The sequence below is a fragment of the Pseudomonas sp. nanlin1 genome (assembly GCF_045571515.1).
Taxonomy (GTDB): domain Bacteria; phylum Pseudomonadota; class Gammaproteobacteria; order Pseudomonadales; family Pseudomonadaceae; genus Aquipseudomonas.
The window spans coordinates 3,685,377-3,707,331 of record NZ_CP124218.1 but is presented as its reverse complement, the minus strand read 5'-3'; the positions used below and the strand labels follow the sequence as shown (position 1 = coordinate 3,707,331).

At 63.4% G+C, this 21,955-nt stretch carries 18 protein-coding genes; 3 read left to right on the top strand and 15 right to left on the bottom strand.

The window, feature by feature from the left end; translation table 11 throughout:
- Window position 1: 1 nt before the first annotated feature.
- Complete coding sequence (locus tag QCL65_RS17245; protein WP_407310818.1) at window positions 2-4,078, top strand: amino acid adenylation domain-containing protein; 4,077 nt, start codon at window positions 2-4, stop codon at window positions 4,076-4,078.
- A 217-nt stretch (window positions 4,079-4,295) separates the two neighbouring features.
- On the opposite strand, the gene QCL65_RS17240 is transcribed toward QCL65_RS17245, so the two are convergent.
- Window positions 4,296-4,511 (bottom strand): hypothetical protein, encoded by a 216-nt coding sequence (locus QCL65_RS17240; protein ID WP_407310816.1) that lies wholly within the window; start codon window positions 4,509-4,511, stop codon window positions 4,296-4,298.
- A 237-nt stretch (window positions 4,512-4,748) separates the two neighbouring features.
- Between QCL65_RS17240 and QCL65_RS17235 the strand changes: the two genes are divergently transcribed.
- Window positions 4,749-5,075, top strand: coding sequence for a DUF2790 domain-containing protein (locus QCL65_RS17235; RefSeq protein WP_407310814.1), 327 nt, complete (start codon window positions 4,749-4,751; stop codon window positions 5,073-5,075).
- A gap of 105 nt (window positions 5,076-5,180) precedes the next feature.
- On the opposite strand, the gene QCL65_RS17230 is transcribed toward QCL65_RS17235, so the two are convergent.
- The 13 genes from QCL65_RS17230 to pvdM form a co-directional block, all read right to left on the bottom strand.
- Window positions 5,181-7,604 (bottom strand): TonB-dependent siderophore receptor, encoded by a 2,424-nt coding sequence (locus QCL65_RS17230; RefSeq protein ID WP_407310812.1) that lies wholly within the window; start codon window positions 7,602-7,604, stop codon window positions 5,181-5,183.
- Window positions 7,605-7,748: 144 nt separating this feature from the next.
- Window positions 7,749-8,768 carry a GNAT family N-acetyltransferase gene (locus QCL65_RS17225; RefSeq protein WP_407310810.1) on the bottom strand — a complete coding sequence of 340 codons (1,020 nt, stop codon included), beginning with the start codon at window positions 8,766-8,768 and terminating at the stop codon, window positions 7,749-7,751.
- A gap of 41 nt (window positions 8,769-8,809) precedes the next feature.
- Window positions 8,810-9,661 carry a formylglycine-generating enzyme family protein gene (locus QCL65_RS17220; protein ID WP_407310808.1) on the bottom strand — a complete coding sequence of 284 codons (852 nt, stop codon included), beginning with the start codon at window positions 9,659-9,661 and terminating at the stop codon, window positions 8,810-8,812.
- Window positions 9,662-9,734: 73 nt separating this feature from the next.
- Window positions 9,735-10,649, bottom strand: coding sequence for a metal ABC transporter substrate-binding protein (locus QCL65_RS17215; protein WP_407310806.1), 915 nt, complete (start codon window positions 10,647-10,649; stop codon window positions 9,735-9,737).
- Window positions 10,650-11,549 carry a metal ABC transporter permease gene (locus tag QCL65_RS17210; RefSeq protein WP_407310804.1) on the bottom strand — a complete coding sequence of 300 codons (900 nt, stop codon included), beginning with the start codon at window positions 11,547-11,549 and terminating at the stop codon, window positions 10,650-10,652. It abuts the gene before it with no gap.
- Window positions 11,546-12,292 carry a metal ABC transporter ATP-binding protein gene (locus QCL65_RS17205; RefSeq protein ID WP_407310802.1) on the bottom strand — a complete coding sequence of 249 codons (747 nt, stop codon included), beginning with the start codon at window positions 12,290-12,292 and terminating at the stop codon, window positions 11,546-11,548. Before QCL65_RS17205 ends, QCL65_RS17210 begins: the two co-directional genes overlap by 4 nt.
- Entirely contained in the window at window positions 12,289-13,215 is a 927-nt protein-coding gene (locus QCL65_RS17200) for a metal ABC transporter substrate-binding protein (protein ID WP_407310800.1), read from the bottom strand. The genes QCL65_RS17205 and QCL65_RS17200 overlap by 4 nt, the downstream gene beginning before the upstream one ends.
- A gap of 39 nt (window positions 13,216-13,254) precedes the next feature.
- Entirely contained in the window at window positions 13,255-13,806 is a 552-nt protein-coding gene (locus QCL65_RS17195) for a DUF6162 family protein (protein WP_407310799.1), read from the bottom strand.
- Window positions 13,803-14,126, bottom strand: a complete 324-nt coding sequence (locus QCL65_RS17190; RefSeq protein WP_407310797.1) for a hypothetical protein — start codon at window positions 14,124-14,126, stop codon at window positions 13,803-13,805. The genes QCL65_RS17195 and QCL65_RS17190 overlap by 4 nt, the downstream gene beginning before the upstream one ends.
- Window positions 14,123-14,665, bottom strand: coding sequence for a thiamine pyrophosphate-binding protein (locus tag QCL65_RS17185; RefSeq protein WP_407310795.1), 543 nt, complete (start codon window positions 14,663-14,665; stop codon window positions 14,123-14,125). Before QCL65_RS17185 ends, QCL65_RS17190 begins: the two co-directional genes overlap by 4 nt.
- Window positions 14,662-15,846, bottom strand: coding sequence for a PepSY-associated TM helix domain-containing protein (locus tag QCL65_RS17180; protein WP_407310793.1), 1,185 nt, complete (start codon window positions 15,844-15,846; stop codon window positions 14,662-14,664). The genes QCL65_RS17185 and QCL65_RS17180 overlap by 4 nt, the downstream gene beginning before the upstream one ends.
- Window positions 15,847-16,032: 186 nt before the next feature.
- A complete protein-coding gene (locus QCL65_RS17175) occupies window positions 16,033-17,319 on the bottom strand; it encodes an aminotransferase class V-fold PLP-dependent enzyme (protein ID WP_407310791.1) in 1,287 nt (428 codons plus the stop codon).
- Window positions 17,312-18,676, bottom strand: a complete 1,365-nt coding sequence (gene pvdM / locus QCL65_RS17170; RefSeq protein WP_407310789.1) for a pyoverdine-tailoring dipeptidase-like protein PvdM — start codon at window positions 18,674-18,676, stop codon at window positions 17,312-17,314. Before pvdM ends, QCL65_RS17175 begins: the two co-directional genes overlap by 8 nt.
- Window positions 18,677-18,839: 163 nt before the next feature.
- Here pvdM and QCL65_RS17165 point away from each other — a divergent pair, with 163 nt between their 5' ends.
- On the top strand, window positions 18,840-20,444 hold the full coding sequence (locus tag QCL65_RS17165) for a twin-arginine translocation signal domain-containing protein (RefSeq protein WP_407310787.1): 1,605 nt from the start codon (window positions 18,840-18,842) through the stop codon (window positions 20,442-20,444).
- A gap of 114 nt (window positions 20,445-20,558) precedes the next feature.
- On the opposite strand, the gene QCL65_RS17160 is transcribed toward QCL65_RS17165, so the two are convergent.
- The gene (locus QCL65_RS17160; protein WP_407310785.1) at window positions 20,559-21,950 is read right to left on the bottom strand and encodes an efflux transporter outer membrane subunit; all 1,392 of its coding nucleotides are present in this window, start codon (window positions 21,948-21,950) and stop codon (window positions 20,559-20,561) included.
- Window positions 21,951-21,955 lie beyond the last annotated feature (5 nt).

The following is a 21,955-nucleotide window of genomic DNA, read 5'->3' as shown; positions in this document are numbered from 1 at the left end:
TATGCAGGCTAACGCCCCGCTAGACATCGCTCGCCGCTTTGTGTTGCTGCCACTGGCCCAGCGCCAGGTGTTCCTGCAAAAGCTTGCGGCCAAAGGCAAAAGCCTGGGGCAGTTCCCCATCCCGCAGACCCGTGGCGACTTCGAGCGTATTCCGGCCTCTTACGCGCAGCAGCGGCAGTGGTTTCTCTGGCAACTGGAGCCCCATGCCAGCACCTATCACATCCCCGTGGCCCTGCGCTTGCACGGCAGCCTCGACGTGGCGGCGTTGCAGCACAGTTTCGATTGTTTGCTGGAGCGTCACGAAGCCTTGCGCACGGTCTTTTGCCAAAATCAGGGCGACACTCTACAAGTGCTGCAGGCCAATGCCTGCTTGAACATCAGGGTTGAACCCATGAGCGCCCTGGACGCAGCGCAGTTGCGCGAGCTGATCGCCAGCGAAGTGGGGCGCCCGTTCGACCTGCGCCAGGGGCCGCTGCTGCGTGTGCGTTTGCTGCGCCTGGGGGCGGCTGAGCATGTGTTGATCATGACCCAGCACCATAGCGTGTCTGATGGCTGGTCGATGCAGGTGATGGTGCAGGAGCTGCTGGCCTTTTACGCGGCTCGGTGCCAGGGGCAAACCGCGTCACTGCCGGCGCTGCCGATCCAATATGCCGACTACGCGCTGTGGCAACGGGCCTGGATGGAAGCCGGCGAGGCCGAGCGGCAGCTCGGCTACTGGATGAGCCAACTGGGCGGTGAGCAGCCGCTGCTCGAGCTGCCTCTGGACCGCCCGCGCCCGGCGCAGCTCAATGGCCATGGCGCCAGCCTACCGGTGAGCTTGCCCGCTGCGCTGTGCACGGGCTTGCGGCAACTGGCGCAACAGCAGGGGGTGACCCTGTTTATGCTGCTGCTGGCGGCCTTTCAAACCCTGCTGCAGCGTTACAGTGGGCAGCCGGATATCCGCGTCGGCGTGCCGGTGGCCAACCGCAACCGCGCCGAAACCGAGGGCTTGATCGGCTTCTTCGTCAACACCCAAGTGCTTAAGGCGCAAATCGACGACCAGCAACCCTTTACCGAGGTGCTGGCCCAGGTCAAACAAACCGTGCTGGGCGCTCAGCAGCATCAGGATTTACCCTTCGAGCGCTTGGTCGAAGCCTTGCAGCCCCAGCGCAGCCTGGGGCATACGCCGCTGTTTCAAGTACTGTTCAATCATCAGACCGCCGCCCAGCGCAGTGCCGCAACCCTTGAGTTGCCCGGCCTGCGCCTGGAGCAGCTAAGCCAGCAGGGCGACCGCCTGGCGTTTGACCTGACCCTGAACACGTTTGACTCCCCTGACGGCATCCACGCCACCCTGGGCTACGCTACCGAGTTGTTCGATGCCGCCACCATCAGCCGCTTTGCCGGCCATTGGCAGCAGTTGCTGGCGGCGATCGTCGCGGCGCCGCAGCAGCGCGTGGGCCTGCTAACGATATTGAGCCCTGAGGAACAGCAACGCACCCTCAGCCAGTGCAGCCGGCCGCTGCGCCAGGTGTTGACACAACCGGTGCAGCAACTGTTCGCCAGCCAGGTCGAGCGCAGCCCCCAGGCGCCCGCGCTGCTGGTCGATGGGCAAACCTTTAGTTACGCCGAGCTGGACCAGCAGGCCAACCGCCTGGCCCACTGGTTGATCGACTGCGGCGTCGGCCCTGATCAATTGGTGGCCATCGCCGCCGAGCGGAGCCTGACCCTGGTGGTCGGCCTGCTCGCCACCCTTAAAGCCGGTGGCGCCTATCAGCCGCTCGACCCCCATGCCCCTCGCGAGCGCCTGGGTTTTATGATTGAAGACGGCGGCGCCCGTGTGCTGCTGACCCAAGCGCATTTGCAGGCGCAGCTGCCGCACTGCCCTGGGGTCACTGTATTGCTGCCCGAACAGGAGCGCGCGCGGTTGGCCGACTACCCCTCGACCTGCCCGCCAGTGGCCGTGCAGGGCGAGCACCTGGCTTATGTGATCTATACCTCCGGTTCCACCGGGCAACCCAAAGGCGTGGCGGTGCGGCACGCCGGGTTGAGTAACCACATGGCCTGGATGGCCGCGCAGTTTCCCTTGAACAGCGCGGACCGTGTGCTGCAAAAGACCCCTTGCAGTTTCGATGCGTCGGTGTGGGAGTTCTGGCTACCGGTGCTTAGCGGCGCGCAACTGGTGCTGGCCCCGGCCAACGACCCCCAGGGGCTGGGGGCGCTGTGGCGGTGGGTTGAGGCTCAGCGCATCACGGTGTTGCAGTTGGTGCCGTCGTTGCTGCAAGCGCTGCTGGGGGCTGCCGAACCGCATCAGCTAGCGAGCCTGCGCTTACTCTTTTGCGGGGGTGAAGCCCTTAGCGGGCGATTGGCCCAGAGCCTGGCCGAACGCTGGTCAGGGCAACTGGTCAACCTCTACGGGCCCACCGAGGCCACCATCGATTCCAGTTGCCTCCAGGTGCTGCCAGCGCATTACGCGCAGCCTACCCTGGCGCTGGGGCAACCGATTGCCAACGTGCGCTTCTACCCCTTGAGCGCCTCGCTGCAACCGCTACCTGCTGGTGCCCGCGGCGAGTTGCACATCGCTGGTCATTCCCTTGCCCGGGGCTACCACGGGCGCCCTGGCTTGACCGCTGAGCGCTTTGTGCCTGACCCGTTCGACCCGGTCGGCGGCGGGCGCTTGTACCGTACCGGCGACCTGGTCAGTGCAGACCCGAGCGGCCAGGTGAGCTACGTGGGGCGCATCGACCACCAAGTAAAAATCCGCGGCCTGCGCATCGAATTGCAGGAAATCGAGGCCTGCTTGCTCGCTCAACCGGGCGTGGCCGAGGCCCTAGTGCTGGCCTGTGCGAGCGCGGAGGGTAGCCAGTTACTGGCCTATGTCATCGCTGCTGGGGCCACCCAGCCCGGGTCATTGCAGCAGGCCCTGAAAACCCGCTTGCCGGATTACATGGTGCCAGCGCAGATCATCCTGCTCGATGCCTGGCCGCTGACCCCCAGCGGCAAACTCGACCGCCGCGCCTTGCCGGCGCCGGTGCCGCAGCAGCGCCCGCCCAGGGTGCCTGCGCGTAACGCCGCCGAGCACTGCCTCGCTGCTATTTGGCAGCAGGTGCTGGGCTTGGAAGAGGTGGGTATCACTGATAATTTCTTCGAGCTGGGCGGTGATTCGTTGCAGGCGTTGCGGGTGGTCAGCCTGGTTGAGGGGCAGCCGACGGTGGGCTTGCGGGTGAGCCTGCGCGACTTGATGAGCCGCCCGACCATCGCCGAACTGTGCGCCGCTAGCGCCCAGCCGCGCTCGGGCGATTGCCTGTTAGCGCTGAACCGCGAGGTGCCCGGCAGCACGCCGCTGTTTTGCTTGCATATGGCCTACGGCACCGTGTTCGACTACCAGGCCCTGGCCCGCCGCCTCGACGGCCAGCGCACGCTTTACGGGCTACAGAGCCGCTTGTTGTTCGACCCCACCTGGCAGGCCGATTCGCTGCAAGCCATGGCGGCGGACTACGCCACGCGCATTCGCCAATGCCAGCCCCAAGGGCCTTACCACCTGCTGGGCTGGTCCCTGGGCGGCGCGTTGGCGACCCTGGTCGCCGCCGAGCTGGAAGGGCAGGGCCAGCGGGTCGAGTTTCTCGGCCTGGTGGACAGCTACTTGCCCGTAGCGGTGGTTCCTCCTGCGGCCAACGAAGCGGAGCTGCACGGCTTCTTGCAGCACCTGTTCGAGCACGTCCCGGCGGACCTGGCCCCCGCGGCCTTCGACCGCAGCGGCGCGCTCGACCTGGATGCCCTGCAAGCCAGCATCGCTACGCTGCAAGCCCAAGGCATTGCCAGCGCCTCGGATTACGCGCGCTTTCCTGCCGCCGAGTTGGCGCACCTGTTCAGCGTCGGCATGACCCTGCGCCAGCTCTCCGGGCAACTGCGCGAACTGCCCAGCGTCCACGCCCCAACCCATTGCTGGTGGGCCGCCCGAAGCGACCTGGCGGCCATCCGCGCAGCCTTCGAGCAGGGCCTACCGCATCTGGCGAGCAGCACAACGTTGCCGCTCAGCCATTGGCAGATCGTGCGAAGCGAGGCGCTATTGGACCAGTTGACACCACCGCGCCGACCGTAGGAGGGGCCTTGGCCCCGAGAGGCCGCGTTAGCGGCCGGTTGTGGGTTGTACGGTGTTTGTGTAATCGCCAGGATCAAAAGATCGGGGCCGAGGCCCCTCCTACGGGGATTTATTCGGTTTGTTATAGATGTAAAAAAAGCGCTCAGAGAGCGCTTAAAGTATTCACCTCAACCAAGGGAGTAGGGAACTATCTGAGGTGAATGATGCAGAACCCAAGTTAGCAGTCAGCTTGTTTTAACCCGTTATCGCTGGATTGATCGTCAATCAAAACATGCTGTGCTAGCTGATTGTTGTTTTGATGCTCCATTCGCGCTTCTTGTGCCAAACGCAGGGTGAGCAGCATTTGGTTCGACCTTTCGCTACCGTCCTCTGCAACTACCGCCGTAGCAGAGACGACAGCGGTCGCTAACACCAAAGATTTAAAAAACTTCATAGTGATATCCAATTCAGTCAGTAAGATTGCCGAGGGGTGCTACAAAGCTACCTGGGCAGTGGGGCTGATCTTACCTTATGGTTTTCACAAGAGGGTCGGCGAATGTTTACAGTATTTAACCAGCGCGCAGCTTAGCGCAGGTGTCGGGTGGGGTGACTTATAAGTGGTAACAGTTAAATAGCGTTGTAAGTGAGCGCGGGCTGTTAATTTTAGCCCTCACTCAAATGGAAGCCCGTTATGCGTATCGTACAAGGCCTAATGTTTGCGGTTATTAGCTGTTCATCAATGTCTTCGCTTGCTTTCTCCGATAATACATTGATTAAGGGCGTATTAAATGAACATCAGCTGGCGGTTGAGAAATATGCCGAAAGATTACAGAAAAGTGTCCCGGCGGTGGTGGATTACGCTTACGGTATGCAGCTGGATATCGCCAAGGTTGTCCGTCGCTCGCCAGAGGGGCACTCGCGCAACGTCGTTGCGCAGTTGCTGACCTATGAAGACTCCAGCGGCAAGCTTCATACGATCCGCTACCAAACCATCAGCAATCGCCAAGGTGAGAAATGACCAACGACAGCGGCATATTTGCCATTCAAATATGCCACCACCCGTAGGAGGGGGCTCGCCCCCGATCTCTTGCTCGCCCCCGATCTTTTGCTTTTCCAGGCTGCCCTAAAAAGTGTACTTGGCCGATACCGTGAAGTTACGCGGTGCGCCGTAGACGCTGCGCCCGCCGATGCGGTACGAGGCCAGGCCTTCGTAGTAGGTTTTGTCGAACACGTTGTTCAGGCTGAACTGGGTAAGCAGGTTCTTGTTGACCTGGTAGCTGGTCATCAAGTCCACCAGGGTGTAGCCGCTTTGCTCCATATAGGCTGCACCGTCCTTGTTGAAGATGCCGTTCTGGCTATACACGGCACCGCCCACGCGCCATTTTTCCAGGTCGCCGGGTAGACGGTAGTTGGTGTTCAACTTGAAGACGTGGCGGGGCAGGTCGGGGTCGAAGGTGCCGCCTTCCTGGGGGCCGCTGTTGAAGCGGGTTTCGGCGTACGTGTAGCCGCCGCCTACCTGCCAATTCGGCGTGATGGCGCCGTTGAATTCCAGGTCGATGCCCTGGGTGCGTACCTTGCCGGAAGCTGCATAGCAGATGGCATCGCCACTGACGCAAGGGCTGACCTCAGTAGCGCGGCCAACTTGGTCGATCTGGTACAGCGCGGCGCTGGCATTCAGGGTTTTGTCGAAGTACTCGCCCTTGATACCCACCTCGTAGTTTTCCCCGGTGATGGGTTTCAATGTCGAACGGTCGGAGGCTAGCTCAACTTGAGGCTGGAAGATATCCGTGTAACTGGCATAGACCGAATGATTATCATCGAGATCGTAGATCACCCCGGCATAGCGGGTGATATTGCGTTGCACTTTGTAATTGTTGTTGGCCAAGATAGCGGGCGCTCCATTGGCCAGGTCTTGATCGAACTGATACCAATCTACCCGCGCGCCCAGGATAACTTTCAGCGGGTCCGCGATATTCAAGCGGGTCGTGACGTAAAGGCCCTTTTGATCAATGTCAGTGCTAGTCGCAAACGGCATCACTGAAAAGCTGCTCGGTTTCGGTGTTGCGCCTGGGTCAAAGTTAAAAGGGTCGGTTGGGATGTTGGCATAACCACCAGCAGTATCCTTCACTGACTTGCGCCAGCTACCGCCCACCACCAATTCATGTTCTCGGCCCAACATCTGGAAAGGCCCGCTGGCGAAGGCGTCGTAGGTGCTCTGTTCGAACGTGGAATGTTGCTTGAGGGTACGTTGTTCCCAATTGTTCGCCCGAAACCGTACGAATGAGCCCAGGTTGTCCAGGGTTGTCCAGGTTTTCATGGCGGCCAGGCGCAGATTCCAGCCGTGGTCCAGTTCGTGGTTGATTTCAGTGAAGACGCTTTTGCTTTCTTTGTCGTAATACTCCCACTTGTTACCTAGATAAGTCGACCGAGAGAAGCCCAGGTCGCTGCCGTCGATGGGGCTCACCGGCAAGCCCCCCCAAGAGGTGTTGTTATTATCATTCTGATAAGACCCGCCCACGGTCAGCATCGTACTGTCGCTCAAATCGAACTCGGTGATGCCGTAGAGCAAGCTGGCTTCGGTGGACTCGACGTCGCGGAAGCTTTGTTTGTCGTTGTAGCTGGCTACCATGCGCCCACGCACGTTGCCGCTTTCGGTCAGTGCGCTGCCGGCGTCCAGTTCGGTGCGGTAGTTGTCCCAGCTGCCCGCTGACCCGGTGATACTCACTTGGGGATCGCGGGTCGGGCGTTTGCGCACCAGGTTGATCGCCGCCGACGGGTTGCCCGAGCCCTGGGTCAGGCCGTTGGCGCCGCGCACCACTTCTATGCGGTCGAACATGGCCAGGTCGGGGGAGGGCAGGAAGTCGCCGTCGTAGATGGTCGGCAGGCCGTCGTACATCAGGTTGTCGACCTGGAAGCCGCGCGAGTAGATCAACGGCCGGGCTGCGGTGAATTTTTGCAGGGTCACGCCGGGGGTGGCGCGGATGGCGTCTTCCAGGGTGACCATGGCCTGGTCGTCCATGCGCTGGCGGGTGATCACCGTGGTGGATTGCGGGGTTTCCCGCTGGCTCAAGGACAGTTTGGTCGCCGTGGACATCGGCCCGCTGGTGTAGGAGCCCGAGCCTTCGGTGGTGGGGTTATTGGCTAGCCCATTGATATTGGTCACGCCCAGTTCCAGCGCGCCGCCGCTGGCCGGAGCGGTCAGGGTGATGACGTTGCCCTGCAGGCTGTAAGCGATGCCAGTGCCGCCAAGCAGTTGCGTCAGGGCTTGGCCCGGTTGCATTTTGCCTTTCACGGCTTTGCTGTTCTTGCCCTGCACGGTGTCCTGGCTATAAAGCACCTCGACACCGGCCTGGCGGCCAAACGCTTGCAGCGCGCCCGGTAGGGCCTGGGCGCGAATGTCGAACTCGATCTCCTGGGCTTGTACCTGCGCCGCGAAGGGCATGGCCAAGGCCAGGCCCAGGGCGCTGGACGTGGTTTTGAGGCGAAAAGCGCGGTGCAACTTGAGCGCGGTCGAGAAAGGGACGGGTCCATGGCGTGCTGGCATCATTTCCTGCTCTTCTAGTGTTGTGTGGGCACTTCACTGCAAATGAGAGTGCTTCCCAATTCGAGTATGTGACGCTGGACCACGGCAAAACCGGAAAAAAATCTGCAAAGCGCTGGAACTAGCGGCCGAAACCGAACTCCCGCAGTGCTATAGCGGGTGCTCGTCGAAGAAGGTTTCCCGTTCCAGGCGCAGCAGCGCGGCTTTTTTGTGCGGCAGTTGGATGTTCTTCAAGTGGCCGAAACCCTGGGACTTGAGGAAGTCGATCTGGCGGTCATGGTCGATCCGCGGCTCGCCCATGATGCGTTGGGTGCGCGGGTCGTCGAGGAACATGTAGTGCATCAGCGAGCGGAACCAACCGCGCAGTTTGCCAATGCCCTGATGCTTGCTTTCGCCCACCACCACGTGCCAGCCACGGTCGTAGGCGTGCACGTCGTAGTAGGGGGCGATGCGGTCTTCGGCGCACCAGTAGACTTCGAAGTAGGCAAAGGGCTCATCGTCGTAGCAGCCGATCAAGGGATGCACCCGTGGGTCGGCGAGCATTTGCGCCAGGTAGTCGGCGTGCTCACGCAAACCCCAGGCCTGCTCCCAGAAAAACGCCACGTGTTCCAGGTTCATCCAGCGGTTGAACACCTCCAGGTCGCGGTCCGGGTCGATGGTGCGCAGGCTGAACGTGGTGTTCAAGCCTGGCAGGTAGCGCCGATAGACTTCACCACTGGGGATAGGCGGGCGCTGGGGGTGGCGTTTTTCGCCGCTGAACACATAGTGCGGTGCGGTGTGAGCGCTGGCGGGGGCGGTTAGCCACGGTAAGGGTTGCTGCCAGAAGGTTTGCCGCCGGCACGACAGTTGGATATGCCCGTCGGCGCAGTGTTCGAGGGTATCGAACAAGCCTTGGCGCAGGGCGGCGATGGCCAAGTCTTCGTCGCCGGGCATGCGCAGCGCCACCGAGCGCACGCGGCTGCTGCTGCAGAAGCGATTGGCGAGCAGTGCCAGCAGGGCCTCAAGGGGGTAACCCGGCGGCAGCGCGGACAGTTCCAGGCGCTCGGCGCCCAGCTCAAACGCCAGGGGCGCGTAGCCGCTGAGGTCGAGGTGGCCGCGGCCCTCGTCGGCGAGGTGCACGACGGCGCTGCGGTCAGGGCCCAGGGGAAGGCGAAAGGGCGCTGCGGTCATAGCGGTGTCTCCTGCGTGTGGGGGAAGGTGCCTGCAGCCGGTTAAAGTTCGCGCGCAACGCGGAAGCCCAGGTAATCGCCACGGGTACGTTTGTAGCGATCGTTACGGTTGGCCGAGCGGGAGAACACCGGCGCTTCGCCCCAGTCGTTGCCGCGCATATGGGCGATCTCGCAGTTGCCGCCCTCGGTCCACGCACTGCCGTCGCTGGGCGCGCCTTGGTAGTTGGGGTGTAGGCAATCGGCAACCCATTCGTAGACATTGCCGTGCATGTCGTACAAGCCAAAGGCGTTGGCTGGGAAACTGCCTACCGGCGCGGTGTAGCTGTAACCATCGGCCGGCCCGTAGGTGTTGGCATGCTGGCTGATCTGGTATTCGCCGGGTTTGTCGAAGGGGAACGGAAACGCACCGGTGGAGCCGGCACGGGCGCCGTATTCGCGTTCGGCTTCGCTGACCATGCGGTAGTGCTGGCCGGTGCTTTTCGACAGCCACTGGGCATAGCCCTCGACATCGGCGTAGCTCACGCATACGGCCGGCTGGCGCGGCCCTTGGGTATAGCGCGGCTTGCTGGCCTCGCACAGGCGCCCTGGGCGGTCGTCGCCATTGGCGATTACCACCCCGGTGGCTTTGATCCAGGCGTCCAGCTCGCCGGCGGTGACCGTGTAGCGGCTCATGGCGAACGGCTTGGCGAAGGTCACGGTGTGCTGCGGGCCTTCGTCTTCCTGGCGGCCCAGTTCGTCTTCGGGCGAACCCATGACAAAGCTACCGGCCGGCAGCACGACCATCTCGGGGCAGTCTTTACAGTCTTTTAATACCTGGCCAGGCGCTGGAGCGGCCTGTACGTGGCCGGCGAACATCAAGGCGCTCACGGCCCACAGAGAAAAAAGCGGTTTCATTCGGCTCCTCGTCATCAAGGACCGTTGGGGAACGGTCTGGGATGCTTGGATAACGGTTGAGCCGAGGTTGAATTTAGCGGCTGGGCGCGGTGGTCAGGGCCTTGACCAACAGGCCGACGTTGCCTTCCAGCTCTGCCACTGGGTCGGCGCTGTCGGTGGGCAGTACCAGCAGTTGGCTGCCTGCCGCGCCGATGGCGGCTTTGATCGGCTCGGCCGGTTCGCGGTGGGCCAGCACCACTTTCACGTCGTTGGCCTGCAGTTGCTTTTGCCAGTCTTGCAGGGCATCGGCGCTCCATTCGGTGTCGGGGCGCGAATCGCTGCCCAGCAGGTCGAGGTTCAAGCCGCTGGCCAAGTAGCCCAGGCGCTCGGAGAGGCTGAAAACCGTGAGGTTGTCGGCCTGGGCCAGGGCCGTTTCGCTCTCGGCGCTGAGTTTCAGCAGGCGCTGCTTGAGCGCGGCGAGGTTGGCATCCACGGGCTTTTTCGCGGCCGGGGCCAGGCGTACCAGGTCGGCGGCGATGACGTCGGCCATGCGCCCCATGTTCTGGCTGGCCAGCCACGGTTGGCTGTTTAGGCCCTCGTGGGCAGCACCGGGTTGTAATGCCACGCCGGGCAGGCTGCCATCGATAGGGCGTACGGCATCGATTTCAACGATGCGAATGTTGCTGCGCCGAGCCATGGGGTACAAGGGGTCGTCGGGCCAGAGGGCACGCAGGCCGATCACAGCGTCGGCGCCACTGGCCAGTTTTTGCAGGGCTGGCGCACCACGGCCGCTGAAATAGGCGCTCTGGCGGCTGCCCGGAAGGTTACCGGGGGCCGCCTGCTCCAGTTGCACATCGGTGTTTTTCAGCAGCACCGAGGCCAGGCCATAGGTAATCGGCAACGAGGCCAGGACACGCACGGGCTTGGCCGTGTCTGCCGCCAGCGCAACCTGGCTGAACAGGCTGGCAGCCACGAGGGCAAGGGCGAATTGGCTGATAGGCTTGCGCATTTATCCGAGGTTTCCTTTCAGGGCGGGCACGGTGCCGCGGGCGATGGCGGAGAGGGCGAAGGCTAGCCCGGCGACGAGGATGATCGCCGCTCCTGACGGCACCGGCAGGTCGAAAATGATCGGCAGAAGAATGCCGCACAGGGTGCTGACCGTAGCGATCAGCACCGATAACCAGAAGAACCCCTTGAGCGACTGACTGAGCAAGCGCGCCGCCGCGGCCGGGATCACCAGCAGCGCGCCCACCAGGATCGCGCCAATGACCTTGACCGCCGCCACGGTGATCAGGGTGACCAGGATCACGAACAGGTAATCCAGGGTCTTTACCGCCACGCCGCGCACCGCGGCCAGTTGCGGATTGAAGCTGGCCAGCATGATGCGGTTGTACAACGGCAGGCTCAGGCCCAGCACCAGCAGGCCGACGCCGCCGAGTACTAATAAGTCGTTACCGTTGACCGTCAGCACCGAGCCGAACAGGACGTTCTCCAGAATGTGCACGTTGATTTTACCTGCCAGCACCAGCAACAGGCTGGCGCCCAGGGCCAGGGACACCGACAGGAACACCCCGATCAGGGTATCCGGGGCCAGCCCGGTGCGGTTGCGCAGGTAGTTAAGGGAAATGCCGAACAGCAGGCAAAAGCCGAACAGGCTGCCATAGGGCCCGGTGTAGGGCTCGCCGAGCAAGATACCGATGGCCACGCCGGTGAGCGCCGCATGGCCGACCGCCTCGGAGAAGAACGCGAAGCGCTTGACCACGACTAGGGTGCCGAGGCCGCCGAGCACCGGGCCAATCATCAAACCCGCGAGCAAGGCATTGACCACGAAACCGTAGGCCAGGGATTCCGGCAGGTAGCCGGCCGAGGCCCAACCCTGGATCATCAGACGAAAACTTTCATAGCTCATAGGGGCGCCGCCTCCGGGCTACGCGGGTGGGTGGAGAACAGGCTGAGCAAGCGTTCCGGGGTCAGCGCCGCAGCGGGCGGGGCGTCGAACAGCAGGCGCCGGTTGAGGCCGGTGACGCGATCGGCCAGGCGCTGGACCGCAGCCAAGTCGTGCTCGATCCACAGCACCGTGACCCCAGCCTGGCGCCAGTCGGCCAATAACCGTTCGAACACTTGAATGCCGGCTTCGTCCAGGGCCGACATGGGCTCGTCCAGCACCAGCAGGCGCGGTGGTGGAATCAAACCCTGGGCCAGCAGCACCCGCTGGCGTTCGCCGCCCGAGAGCGCGCCCATGCGCCTTTTACGTTTGTCGAGCATACCGACCCGCGCCAGCGCTGCGTCGATGGCTGGGGCCACCTTGGATGAAAGCCCGAGGAAGGCCGGGCGGCGTTGGCACATGGCTGCCATGAAGTCGTCAACGGTCATGGGCAGACCCCGGTCGAACTCCAGCGCCTGGGGGATATAGCCGATGGTGTCGGGCGCGCCCGGCCAGTGCAGGCTCAAGTTGCCCTGGTGGGGCATCTGCCCGAGCAGGGTCTTGATCAGCGAGCTCTTGCCGCCGCCATTGGGGCCGACCAGGGCGTGAATACTGCCCGCGCGCACGTCGAAACTGACGTTGTCGAGAATGGTGGTGCGGCCCAGTTCCAGGCTGACCTTGGAAAATGCGATGGCAGGCCCGACGGCCAGGGTTTGCTGGGCGGTCATGCACCAGCCTCCTGGATCGCGCGCACCACCGTGTTGAGGTTGCCGGCCATTTCCTTTTCGTATTTGTCGGCGCTGTATTCGCCATAGGAGATGTGCGAAAGCGGGTACAGCTTGACCCCGGACTCACGTTGAATGGTCTCGACGTAGGTGGACGGGAAGTCCATCTCCGAGAAGATCACCTTGACGTCCAACTGACGCAGTTCATCGATGGTCTTTTTCAACTGGCTGGGGCTCGGCTCGATGCCATGGGCCGGTTCCACCACTGCGGTGACCTCCAGGCCAAACTCGCGCAGCAGGTAATCGTAGGCAGCGTGCACCGTGGCCACGCGCAACTCGGCATTGGGCGCCTGGGTCAGCTTGGCCAGGGCATCGGCGCGCATCTGGCGCAGGCGCTTGCCGTAGGCACGGGCGTTGGCGGTATAGGTCGCGGCGTTGTCGGGGTCCATCTTGCCCAGCTCGCGGGCGATATTATTCACCTGCAGGATTGCGGCGCTGATGGAGAGGAAGGTGTGCGGGTTGACCACCTTACCCGCGCCACGGGCCATGGTGCCCGTCGCGGCCAGCAGCGGCACGTTGGCATTCGATTCGATCACCGGGATGTCGGGTTTTTCGCTGGCCTGGATCATACGGTCAGCGAAGTCGTCGTGGCCGACCCCGTTGAGCACCACCACGTCGAGGTCGCCGATGCGCTTGATGTCTTCGGCGCGCGGCTCGTAGGCGTGGGGGTTGAACCCGGCGGGTATCAGGGGGACCACTTCAGCCTTGTCGCCGACGATATTCGCCACATAGCTGTAGTAGGGGTGCAAGGTGATACCGATGCGTAGTTTTTTAGCTGGCTGCGCGGCGTGGGCCAAGGGTGCCAACAGCAGGGCGCACAAACCGGCGAGCACGACGCGCCGGGGGATCAACGAAGACAGGGGCATGGGCTTCTCGACAAAGACAAAGGGGGCAAGGGCAAAGGCTCAATGACGGTGCTGGCGGGTGACCCCGGCATCGTATTGGGTGACGATCTGCTTCCAGCCGCTGGCGATCAGAGCCGGGTCGCTCAGGTCGGCCGGGGCGCTGGCTTGGGCATTGCGGTTGAGCCAGACGTCGTTGTGGCCCAGGCGTAACAACAAGGTGCCGGCCACCTCAGGCCGCTCGCTGAGGCCCAGGTAGGCCTGCTCGTTGAGCAGTGCCCAGTGGTGGCCGCCACGGCTGACGGAACTGGCGTCGCTGGCGAATGGCGCGAAGCCTTCGTCGGCCAGGCGCTCGACCGCCGGCGGGTGCTGCTCTTCTTTGAGCAGCAGCTGAATTTCGTCGAGGGTCACTCGCAGGTCGGCGTACAAGCCTTGTTCGCCAGCGCTGAGGTCGCGGCGGGCATCCACTTGGTAGGCCTGCACGTTGTCCGCCACGGCGGGCTCCTGGTGCCACAGCACCACGGCGCCGGCACCCAGCAGAATGCAGGCGCACAGCAACAGCACGTAAAGGGTTTCATGACTGGCGCCCGCTGGGCGGATGACTTGGCTGGTCATGGTGGCGAGATATCCGCGTGATCGATTTCCACCACGTGGCCGGGGCCCGCGTCGAACAGCACGTAGAACTCGCTGGCGGGCTTGTTGAAGGTCAGTTTCGAGTCGGGGCCCAACTTGCCGGGTACCAAGACGGTTTCGTCATAGCCGATGACGTCGAGGGTCACCCCTGGGGCGCCACTGCCATCGGAAAAGCCGCCAGTGCATTGGATCTGCTCGCCAGCGACTTCCTTGCATTCGCACATCGGGTTGTGGGCTTGCGCGGTGGCGGCCAACAGGGCCAGACCGAACCCGCTGGCCCAGCGCAGTAGGGGAGTGTTCATTGCGTGCCTCCTTGTTTTTGCAGCCAGGCGACCGTGGCCGGCGATGCTTGTTGCAGGGGGATGGATGCCTGGTGCATGGCGCCGTCCCAGCCTTCCATGGTGATCCACAGTTCAGCGTCGACGGGAGTCTTGGCCGGCACCGGCATGATGGTGCCCATGCGGTAGCCGGTGCCGAAGAAGATCGAGCCCGCAGCGCGCAGGCTACGGGGCTTGCCGATGCGCAGGTAGGTGGCTTTGACCTGGTCGAGGCAGGCATCGCACAGCGCCGCGTTGAAGGCTTTCATGTAGCCCGCTGGGCCGTCCTTGGTGGGTGCGGCGTTGCGCAGTTCGGCCAGGCGCAGTGACCAGGGGCCGACGGCGACGTCGCCGACGATGCGCTCGCCCAGGCCACTGTCGCCACGGAACAGCGCCATGTCGGCAAAGTACTTGGGCATAAAGCCTAGGGGGATCAGCAGCAACAGGATGTTCAGGTGAAAGCGCCACTTCAGCCACCAACGCTTGCTGGCCGAGGGCGGGGCGACACTGAGGGATTTGCTCATGGGCGGCTCTCCACGGTTTTCCGGGCTTCAAGCGGCTGGGTACGGTAGCTGCGCTTGAGCGCGGCGCTGGTGGCCTGGGCGGTGCGTTTGGTCCAGATCAGCAAGCCACTGAGGACCATCATGCTGAGCAGCAGGCCGAAGAAGAACCACACCAGTTTGATCCAGATACCGCCGAAGTCGCCGGTGTGCAGCGGGCGCATGGACTCGGTGACGAACTCCAGGCCAGAACGGTCGGAGAGCAACCGCGTGGCCTCGACATTACCGTTATAAGGGTTGATTTCGGCGCTCTGGAACATCAGCGGGTACCAGCCGCGGCCAGAGATGGAATAGTGCCCGTAGGCATTGAACGGCAGCCCGATGAAGCGCGCATCGAGGCCGCTGATGCGGCCGTTGGCGATCTGTTCGGCCTGGTCGAGGCTGATCCGCGGGGCCGGCTGGGCATCGCGGGTGATGGGCACGTCTTGGCGGGCGATCACCGGCAGCACGGGTTCGGTGGAGATGGAAATGTTGTTGTCGAACAGAATCGCTTTGATCAGAAACCACACGCCGGTAATGGAAATGACCGCGATAAACCAGATCGACCAGATCCCGCTGAGGCGGTGAAAGTCACCCCAGAATATGCGCGCGCCCTGGCGAAAGCGCAGGGTTGGTTTGAGAAAGCCCTTCCAGAATTTTTTGTAGACCACCAGCCCGGTGACCAGCGACGCGAGCATGGGCAAGCCCAACAGCGACACCAGGTACCAGCCCCAACTAAATCCGTTGGTGAAGGGCACCAGCCACCAGCCGTGCAGGGCGCGGGTGAAAGCTTCGAAGTCGAACGCTGGGCTTTTGCCTTGAATGACCCCGGTGTAGGGGTTGACGTACAGCGTCGGCGAGCTGCCGTCGGGGTAGCTGACCCGGGCCATCAGGGCGAAGTGTGACTCGTCGGGGCGGCGTAGCGATTGCACGATGATGTCCGGTTGCGCCGCTTTCATGGTCGCCAGGATGGTATCCAGGCTCATGGGCTGGGCGTCGTCCGTAGGTTTAGACGCGCGCACGTCCGGGTTGGCCAGCCATACGATTTCCTGGCTGATCACCGCCAGAGTGCCGGTAACGCAGACGATCAGGACGAAGAACCAAATCGGCAGAGCCAGCCAGCTGTGCACCAGGAACCAGATTTTTGAACGTGACTTTTTTGACATGAAGGCGGCATCTTTGATTTCGAGGGGGCGAACCAAGGCCGCCGGTATGCCCAGGGGCAGCCCGGCGGCCTGCGTTGATTCTAAATGATGCGCATCGAAACGAGAACGATTCGATATACGTTATTACTATAGACGAATCAGCCGGGCGAAAGCGGAAGGGCACTTGCAAGCAAATGTTTCCGCGACCTACCGTACGGCGGTCAGCAGGGCCATAAATCGGTCCACTTCGCCCTCATTGTTAAGCAGGCCAGGCGCGGTGCGGACCACCGGCCCGACGTCTCGATTCACGGCGTCCACCACCACATTGCGGGCCATGAGTGCGGCGGCGATCTTGTCGCTGTCCTGGCCCTTGACCCTGAAGAAGCTGAAACCTGCTGAAAAGGTTGCGCGGCGGGGCGTCACCAGTTCGACCCAAGGCTGTTCGGCCAGGCGTTGTTTCAAATAGTCGTTAAGCTGATGAATGCGCGCCTGCACATCGGCCTTGCCCAGTTGCAGGTGCAGTTTAAAGGCCTCGTCCAGGGCCCAGCGATGTTCGAATGCGTGGTAGCCCCCAGGAGTCAGGCTGGTGGCGAAGTCATTGTCTTGAGAAAACGTCGGCACGCTGGGCACCAGGTTCTTCACCGTATCGCTGCGCGAGCAGACGATGCCGGTGCCGCGCGGGCCGAACATCCATTTGTGGGTGCCGGCGATAAAGTAGTCGCAATCGAGCTCGGCGAAGCTGGCGTTCTCCACGCCAAACCCATGCACACCGTCGACCACATAGATGATGCGCTCGGATTCGGCGCGCTCGCGGTTGTGCCGTGCCACCAAGGCGCCGATTTCGCCGATGGGTAGTTTGACGCCGCTGCCCGAGTGCACCCAGGTCATGCCCAGCACCCGGGTGTTGGGGCGGATCTGACGGTCGATGTTGCTCAGCACCTCGTCGCTGGAAACCCCTTGCGGGGTCTCGAACAGGCGCATTTTGCGCACTTGGGTGCCTTGTTGGCGCGCGCGGAACTTCAAGGTGGTGTAGGCCGAGTAATGCTCGTGCACGGTGGTCAGGATCTCTTGATCCGGGCGCACTTGCAGGCCGCCGTAGAGCATCACCAGGCCTTCGGTGGTGCTGCCGGTCAGGGCGATCTGGGCGGGGCGTACCTGTAGGTAATCCGCCGCTGCTTGGCGCACCCGTGCTTCGTGCTGCCAGGTTTCTTCGCGGTCCCAGTCCATGGCCAGGCCGGGGTTGCGGTCGAGCCAGGCACGGTGGCGCTCGATGGCTTCACGCACCGGGCGGGGGTGCGAAGTGACCAGAAAGTTAGAAAAATGGATATAGGCTGGGTCCAGGCTGAACTGCTGCTGCAAGCGCTGCCATTTGTCGCCGGCCGCGGCGTTGCTGGCGGCGTTGCTGGCGGCGTTGGCCAGGCCCAGGCTCGCGCCCAACGGTACGCTGGCGGCCAGCAGGCCGGCCTGTTTGAGGAAGGTCCGGCGGTCACTCATGATCGTGCCCACCCTGGCTCGGTGCGCTGTCAGCGGGGCGGGCCGCCAGGCGCACCTGCTCCCAGACCCGCAGAAAATTGCCGCCCCAAAGCTTGGCGATGTCGGCCTCTGAATAGCCACGCTGGAGCAGCTCGGCGGTGACGTTACGGGTCTCGCTGACGTCCTTCCAGCCCTCTAGACCACCGCCTTCGTTGAAGTCCGAAGCGATGCCGACGTGGTCGATGCCAATCTTGCGCACGGTGTAATCGATGGCGTCGCCAAAGTCCTTGAGGCTGGCTTTGGGTTCCTCTTCCAGAATCGCGTAGAGGCGTGAGGCGTACTGGCCGAACTTGGCCTCTGACCACGCCGCAATCACCGGGTCGCCCGGCATTAGGGCCATGGCTGGGTCGCTCAACGGCGGCAGGCCGAACTCGCTGCGCAAGGTATTGAGTTTGGCCTGGCTGGCGGCGCTCAGGGGCTTGAGGTACGCCGGGAAGCCCACCACTTGCACCACGCCGCCGGTGTTTTTGATCAGCTCCAGTTCCTTGTCGGCCAGGTTGCGCGGGATGTCGACGAACGCCCGCGGCACCGAGTGCGAGGCCACCAGCGGCGTGCGGCTCAGTTGCGCGGTTTGCACCAGGGCCTTGGCTGACATTTGCGACACATCAATCACCACCCCCAAGTCGTTCAAGCGCTGAACCGCGCGCTTGCCCAGGGGTGAGAGGCCGTCGAAGGCGTCCGGGGTGTCGTTGAAAAATGGCAGTGGCCGGGACGAGTCGGCCCAGGCGTTATTGCCGATGTAGCTGAAGCCGAACAAGCGCATGCCCCGCGCAGCCCAGCGGTCGAGGGCGTCGAGGTCGTTGCCCAGGGGGTAGGCGTTGAGCATGCTGAGGACGATGGCGAACTTGCCTTCGCCGTGCAGACGGCGGAAGTCGTCGGGGGTGTAGGCGATGCCGACCTGGTTGGGAAAGTCGCGCACCATGCCGGTGATGGCCTTGTAGCGAACCTCTTGTTGGTGCTGGGCCTCGGCGAGAAAGCCGGTGGTGGGGCGGTGAGGGGCGTTGGCGCCGTTCCAGATTTCCGGCCAGCCAAAGATCGTTAACGCGGCGCCCGACAGGCGCCCGCGCGCGGTCTTGACCAGGTCGAATTGGTTGCGGCCATCGCGGTCGGCTTCGCTGCCCTCGGTGCCGAAGCCCAGGGGCAGGGTAATGTGGCTGTCGAACGAAATGATCCGTTCCTGCAGTTCCTCGGCCTGCTTGACGATCTTGATCGGGTAGCCAGCGTTGTTCTGCTGCACGATGTACCAGGCCAAGAGCGTGCCGCCGAGGGCCAGCACCAGCAGCAGCGCGAGGCTGGCGTACAAAGTTTTTCTAGTCATTGCCTTCTCAATCAGGTTCGCCGCTCGGCGCGGTGGGGCCTTTTGCGTTTCCCCGGATAACGAGCCGGGCCCGGGAAAATTTACCGAGCACGCTTAAATTTCGCCGGCAAGTACACGTTCTAGCTGGGATACGGCCTGCTCCATGGCTGACACAGGTAGGGCAATGACGATTTCTCGACGCGGGTTCATGGCGACGCTGGCAGTGACCGGCGCGGCCGCCCCGGCGCTGTACTACGCACACCGTGAGCTCACCCGTGACCTGCGTCCGCCGACCCCGGGCGAAGCCAGCGTTGAGTTGCCGGACGCTGCAGGCCGGCGCCTGGCCGATGCATTGCGCGGGGTGTGGGACGTGCGTTTGCTGGGCGCTGACCGTGATTTACCCGGGCTGCCCGTTGACGGCCTAACGTTGTTTATCGACATCGCCCCCCGTGGCCGTGCCGTGCGCGGTTGTCTGGACCACGGCGAGCGCCTGCGCGCCGGTGCTGAACCGGCCTACCGCTTGCTCGGCGACCTGGCTGAGGCGCAGCCGGCCGCTTTGCATTGGCGCCTTAGCCGGGACGATGAACCGGCGCTGTATGAATGCCAATTGAGCCTGGATGAGGTTTGGGCCAACTACGCCAACGCCGGTAACGCCACCCTCAGCGGCCGCCTGCTGCGCTTGGATCGCCCCCTCAGTTGGCCAGAGCTGGACCTGCAGATGGTCGCTAGCAAGCGGCTGTTTCCCGAGGCCCGCCAGCGCATTGGCCTGAGCCCGCCGCTGTTGCAGCGCTTGATCAGCCCGGAGCATCGCCTGTTCCATCAGCTCTGGCATGCCTCGCGGGATAAATGGCATAGCCTGGCTGAGGACCGCCGCCAGGCCTTGCGCGGCATCGGCTGGCAAGCCGGGCCCCGCGATCGGGAGCGTGATGCCCGGGGCCCTAACAAGGACCGCAATGGCTCGGGCGTGGATTTTTTATTTATGCACCGGCATATGCTGGGGATGGCCCGGGCGCTGCAGCCACTGCCTTCTTGGCCGCACTTTCCGTTGCCGCAGCCGGAACTGCAACGCGACCCGGTCGGTTTTGCCCGCTATTTCGATAACCACGACGGCATGGCGCTGCCGCCCAGCTGGAGCGCTGGGGCAGACGTGGCGTACAGCCAGTGGGTCAGTGACATCAAAAGTGCGGAAACCTTTCACAGCAATTTCGAGGTGTGGGAGTCGCGCTATCGAGACTTGCGCTACCTGTCGCGACTGACCCTTGGCCAGTTGGGCTCGGAGATGGAGCTGGGCCTGCACGACTGGCTGCACATGCGCTGGGCCTCGGTGCCCCGTGACCCCTCGAACGACGCGCCGGTGCCGTTCGCCCGGCACCCGATGGACTTCGCGCCGCGCTGGTTCGGCGCCGAAAACGATTTTCTCGGTGACCCGTTTTCTTCCCATGTGAACCCGGTGTTCTGGGGGTTTCATGGCTGGATCGACGACAGGATCGAAGACTGGTACCGCGCCCATGAGCGTTTCAACCCTGGCCAGTTGCAGCGTTTGCAGGTTAACGGCGTAGCCTGGTTTGCGCCGGGGCGCTGGGTCGAGGTCGACGACCCCTGGCTCGGCCCGGACACCCACGGTTGCAGCACCGCCCCTGGGGTGTTGGCGGGTAAAACGGTGGAGATGGACCCGGAAGTCATGAAGCTGGCCCTGAAGATTATCTTCGGCCACGAAGACTTGCTGGACGGCCTGTTCAAGCGCGTGCCACGCCGGCCTTGGTATGCACGGCATATCGGCCAGGCCTGATACCCCAAACGGGTAGGAGGGGGCTCGCCCCCGATCTTTTGATCTTTACGCCGTAACAGACGGCGCGGAACGCGAAACCGGCCGCGTGGCGGCCTCTCGGGGCTGAGGCCCCTCCTACTGCCAGGTTCCGCCTAGGGCCTTGTACAAACCTACACTGGCCGTCAGGCGCGACAGGCGCAGTTGTACCTGCAGGTCTTGCGCGGCATACAGCGTGCGTTGGGTTTCCAGCACGGTCAGCAGGTCTTCGGCGCCGGCCTGGTAGCGATTTTGCGCCAAATCGAAGGCTCGCTGCGCTTGCTGCAGTTCCTCTTCTTGCCACTGGCGCTGTTGATCCAAATAGCGGATGCCTACCAGGGCTTTTTCCACGTCGGCGAAGGCCTGGACGATGCTGCCTCGGTAGTCTTCCAGCAGTTCCTCGCGCTTGGCCCTGGCCTGCTCGCGTTTGGCGTCGAGCCGGCCGTGGTCGAACACGGGGCCGACCAGGCCGGCGGCCAGTCGGTAGAACGGATTGCGCAAGGTTTCTGACAGGTGCTCGGCGCCAGTCCCAAAGCTTGCGGTCAAATTCAGCTTGGGCAACATGGCTGCGCGCGCCACTTGCACGTCGGCTTCGGCCGCGGCGAGTTTGGCTTCGGCTGCGGCGATGTCGGGGCGACGCCTGAGCAGTTCGCTGGGCACGCCAGCGCCAAGGCTGGGCCAGGTCAGTTGGGCGAACGCTTCGCTACCCAGCGTCAGGCCCTGGATCGGCCGCCCGAGCAAGGTCGCCAGGCTTAGCATTGCTTCATCGGCTTGCTGGCGCAGCAACGGCACTTGCCGCTGTTGGGCGGCCACCAAGCCATTTTGCTGGGCCAGCTCCAAAGCGCTGGCCGAGCCTGCGTCGGCTCGGCTGCGGACCAGGGCCTGGACGCGTTGGGCATTTTTCAGGTTGAGTGCGGCGATGCGTACTTGCTCATCCAGGGCCATCGCTTTCAAGTAAGCCTCGGCAACCCCGCCCAGTACGCTCAATTGCACCACTGCTCGATCATATTGGCTGGCTTCGACGCCCTTGAGCGCACTGGCACGGGCAGCGCGGTTGCCGCCCCAGAAGTCCACCTCATAGCTGGCGCTCAGCGCACCGTCATAGGTGTTGTAAATTCGATGGTCACCGTACGCATTGAGCTGGCCGTAGCCGTCACCCCGCAGCAAATGCTCGCGGCCGACGTTCGCCCCCCAGGTCACTTCGGGCAGCAGCGCTGCCCCGGCGACGGTGGCGACGGCCTGGGCTTGGCGAATACGTGCGGTGGCGGCAGCCAGGTCGTGGTTGCCGGCTTGGGCTTGTTCGATCAAGCGCTCCAGGGTAGGGCTGGCGAACTGGCGCCACCATTGCCGGGCATCATTCTGCGGCTGGGTCGATTGGGCGAATTGCCAACTGGCGGGGGTGGCCACTGTGCGATCGGCCGGGGCGTCGACTTGGGCGCAGGCCGCCAGTGCCAGGCATAGCGGGAGCAGGTAGAGCGGCACGGGTTTCATGGCGG

What these genes read in the sequence shown, in the direction of transcription:
- QCL65_RS17235 (WP_407310814.1), top strand. Translation starts at nt 4,749, where the DNA reads ATGCGTATCGTACAAGGCCTAATGTTTGCGGTTATTAGCTGTTCATCA.
- QCL65_RS17185 (WP_407310795.1), bottom strand. Translation starts at nt 14,665, where the DNA reads ATGAGCAAATCCCTCAGTGTCGCCCCGCCCTCGGCCAGCAAGCGTTGG.
- pvdM (WP_407310789.1), bottom strand. Translation starts at nt 18,676, where the DNA reads ATGACTAGAAAAACTTTGTACGCCAGCCTCGCGCTGCTGCTGGTGCTG.
- QCL65_RS17240 (WP_407310816.1), bottom strand. Translation starts at nt 4,511, where the DNA reads ATGAAGTTTTTTAAATCTTTGGTGTTAGCGACCGCTGTCGTCTCTGCT.
- QCL65_RS17160 (WP_407310785.1), bottom strand. Translation starts at nt 21,950, where the DNA reads ATGAAACCCGTGCCGCTCTACCTGCTCCCGCTATGCCTGGCACTGGCG.
- QCL65_RS17195 (WP_407310799.1), bottom strand. Translation starts at nt 13,806, where the DNA reads ATGACCAGCCAAGTCATCCGCCCAGCGGGCGCCAGTCATGAAACCCTT.
- QCL65_RS17175 (WP_407310791.1), bottom strand. Translation starts at nt 17,319, where the DNA reads ATGAGTGACCGCCGGACCTTCCTCAAACAGGCCGGCCTGCTGGCCGCC.
- QCL65_RS17230 (WP_407310812.1), bottom strand. Translation starts at nt 7,604, where the DNA reads ATGATGCCAGCACGCCATGGACCCGTCCCTTTCTCGACCGCGCTCAAG.
- QCL65_RS17205 (WP_407310802.1), bottom strand. Translation starts at nt 12,292, where the DNA reads ATGACCGCCCAGCAAACCCTGGCCGTCGGGCCTGCCATCGCATTTTCC.
- QCL65_RS17220 (WP_407310808.1), bottom strand. Translation starts at nt 9,661, where the DNA reads ATGAAACCGCTTTTTTCTCTGTGGGCCGTGAGCGCCTTGATGTTCGCC.
- QCL65_RS17225 (WP_407310810.1), bottom strand. Translation starts at nt 8,768, where the DNA reads ATGACCGCAGCGCCCTTTCGCCTTCCCCTGGGCCCTGACCGCAGCGCC.
- QCL65_RS17165 (WP_407310787.1), top strand. Translation starts at nt 18,840, where the DNA reads ATGACGATTTCTCGACGCGGGTTCATGGCGACGCTGGCAGTGACCGGC.
- QCL65_RS17245 (WP_407310818.1), top strand. Translation starts at nt 2, where the DNA reads ATGCAGGCTAACGCCCCGCTAGACATCGCTCGCCGCTTTGTGTTGCTG.
- QCL65_RS17180 (WP_407310793.1), bottom strand. Translation starts at nt 15,846, where the DNA reads ATGTCAAAAAAGTCACGTTCAAAAATCTGGTTCCTGGTGCACAGCTGG.
- QCL65_RS17210 (WP_407310804.1), bottom strand. Translation starts at nt 11,549, where the DNA reads ATGAGCTATGAAAGTTTTCGTCTGATGATCCAGGGTTGGGCCTCGGCC.
- QCL65_RS17190 (WP_407310797.1), bottom strand. Translation starts at nt 14,126, where the DNA reads ATGAACACTCCCCTACTGCGCTGGGCCAGCGGGTTCGGTCTGGCCCTG.
- QCL65_RS17215 (WP_407310806.1), bottom strand. Translation starts at nt 10,649, where the DNA reads ATGCGCAAGCCTATCAGCCAATTCGCCCTTGCCCTCGTGGCTGCCAGC.
- QCL65_RS17200 (WP_407310800.1), bottom strand. Translation starts at nt 13,215, where the DNA reads ATGCCCCTGTCTTCGTTGATCCCCCGGCGCGTCGTGCTCGCCGGTTTG.